The following is a 2,198-nucleotide window of genomic DNA, read 5'->3' on the forward strand; positions in this document are numbered from 1 at the left end:
GCCCAGGCTGGGGCAACCAGCCCCCCGGCGGCTACGGCCCCGCGGGCCACGGCGGATACGGCGCGCCCGGAGCTCACGGCGGCTGGGGAAGCGGCTGGGGCGGCCCCCCGCCCGCCGCCAAGCCCGGCATCATCCCGCTCCGCCCACTCGGCGTGGGCGAGATCCTCGACGGCGCGGTCTCCACCATGCGCACCTACTGGCGCACGGTCCTGGGCATCTCCCTGACGGTCGCCGTCCTCACCGAGGTCATCGTCGTCCTGTTCCAGGGCCTCGTCATGGACGACTCCAGCACCGACGCCCTCAACGACCCCAGCGCCACCCTCAGCGAGCTGAGCCGCGCCATGGGCGACGCCATGCTCAACTCCAGCGTCGTCTTCGTGATCTCCCTGGTCGGCACCGTCATCGCGACCGCCCTGCTGACCACCGTCACCAGCCGCGCCGTACTCGGCAAGCCCGTGACCATCGGCGAGGCCTGGCGGGACGCCCGCCCTCAGATCCTCAAACTGTTCGGCCTCATCTGCGTGTTGCTGCTCATCACCGTCGGTGTCGTCACGGTGGGAGCCCTGCCCGGCCTCCTCGTGACCGTCGTCGGCAACAACGGCGCAGGCGTCGCACTCACCGTCCTCGGCATCATCGGCGCCGGCATCGTCGCCCTGTGGCTGGCGATCCGCTTCTCCCTCGCCTCTCCCGCCCTCATGCTGGAGAAGCAGGGCATCAAGAAGGCCATGAGCCGCTCCGCGAGGCTCGTCCAGGGCACCTGGTGGCGGATCTTCGGCATCCAGCTGCTCGCCACGCTCATCGCGAACGTCGTCGCCTCGATCATCGTCATCCCCTTCACCTTCCTGGCCGCGGCCCTCAGCGGCGACAGCCTCACCGGCTGGCTCAGCACCGGTGTCGGCAGCCTCGGCTGGACGTTCCTCATCATCAGCGGCATCGGCTCGGTGATCGGTTCCATGATCACGCTCCCGATCACGGCCGGCGTCACCGTGCTCCTGTACATCGACCAGCGCATCCGCCGCGAGGCTCTCGACCTCGAACTGGCCCGCGCCGCCGGCGTCCAGGGCTACGGCTCCACCGCCCCCGGCGCCACCCCGGGGAGCTGATGCGGTGAGCAGGGCGGGGGAACTTCTCACAACGGCGCTGCCACGCGCCGGCATACGGACGCTGCTGAGCGCCGGCGACACCTCCCTGCTGTCGTCGGCCCGCTCCGCCGACGAGCCACCCCTCACCACCCCGCGCGACCCCGCGCGCGAGGCGGCCCGGCGCGAGCTGTCCAAGCGGATGTACCACGAGGACGACCCCAGCCTGTTCCAGCGCGCTCTCGACGCCTTCTGGGACTGGCTCGGCAAACTCCTCAACGCCGCCTCGACCGCCACCCCCGGCGGCACACTCGGCCTGATCGTCATCATCCTGGCCGTCATCGCCGTCCTGGCCGCCCTGTGGTGGCGCCTGGGCACCCCGCGCCGCCAACCCACCTCGTCCCCAGCCCTGTTCGACGACCGCCCCCGCAGCGCCGCCGACCACCGCGCCGCCGCCGAGGCACACGCCGCCCAAGGCCACTGGAACCAGGCCGTCCAGGAACGCATGCGCGCCCTCGTCCGCGCCCTGGAGGAACGCGCGCTCCTCGACGTCCGGCCCGGCCGCACCGCCGACGAGGCCGCAGCCGAAGCCGGCCGGGCCCTGCCCGCCCACACCGACCGGCTCCGCACCGCCGCCCGCGACTTCGACGACGTCACATACGGCGGCCGCTCGGCGACCGAACAGTCGTACCACCGCCTCGCGGAACTCGATCGCGACCTGGAACGCACCAAGCCCCAGCTCGCGACGAGCAGCGCCGCCACGGCCCCCAACACTCGCCAGGGAGCCGCCGAATGACCACCGAGGCCGCCTTCACGCCCACCTCGGCCTCGCCCACCGCCCGCCAGGTGTGGACCCGCGCCCGCGGTATCGCACTCGCCCTCGTGGTACTCCTCGCGGGAGCCGTCGCGATCGCCGTCATCCGCTCCGACGCCCGCCACGGCGAACTCGACCCGCGTTCCGCCGACCCGGGCGGCAGCCGCGCCGTTGCCGAACTCCTCGCTGACCGGGGCGTGGACACCCGCGTGGTCACCACCCTGGACGAGGCAGCCACCGCGGCCGGCCCGGACACGACCCTCTTGGTCGCCGCCCCCGACCTGCTGACCCCCACTCAGCAGACC

Annotated in this window: 3 protein-coding genes; all 3 read left to right on the forward strand. The window is 72.8% G+C overall.

Going from position 1 to position 2,198, the window contains the following annotated elements; genetic code table 11:
* Nucleotides 1-1,103 (forward strand): glycerophosphoryl diester phosphodiesterase membrane domain-containing protein (locus C1J00_RS42335; RefSeq protein WP_245936731.1); only part of this gene is annotated, 1,103 nt, incomplete at its 5' end.
* Nucleotides 1,104-1,107: 4 nt separating this feature from the next.
* A complete protein-coding gene (locus C1J00_RS42340; protein WP_245936732.1) occupies nt 1,108-1,875 on the forward strand; it encodes a DUF4129 domain-containing protein in 768 nt (255 codons plus the stop codon).
* On the forward strand, nt 1,872-2,198 hold a 327-nt coding region (locus C1J00_RS42345; RefSeq protein WP_146046395.1), incomplete at its 3' end, for a DUF4350 domain-containing protein. The genes C1J00_RS42340 and C1J00_RS42345, both read left to right, overlap by 4 nt.

Source organism: Streptomyces cahuitamycinicus (genome assembly GCF_002891435.1).
Classification (GTDB): domain Bacteria; phylum Actinomycetota; class Actinomycetes; order Streptomycetales; family Streptomycetaceae; genus Streptomyces; species Streptomyces cahuitamycinicus.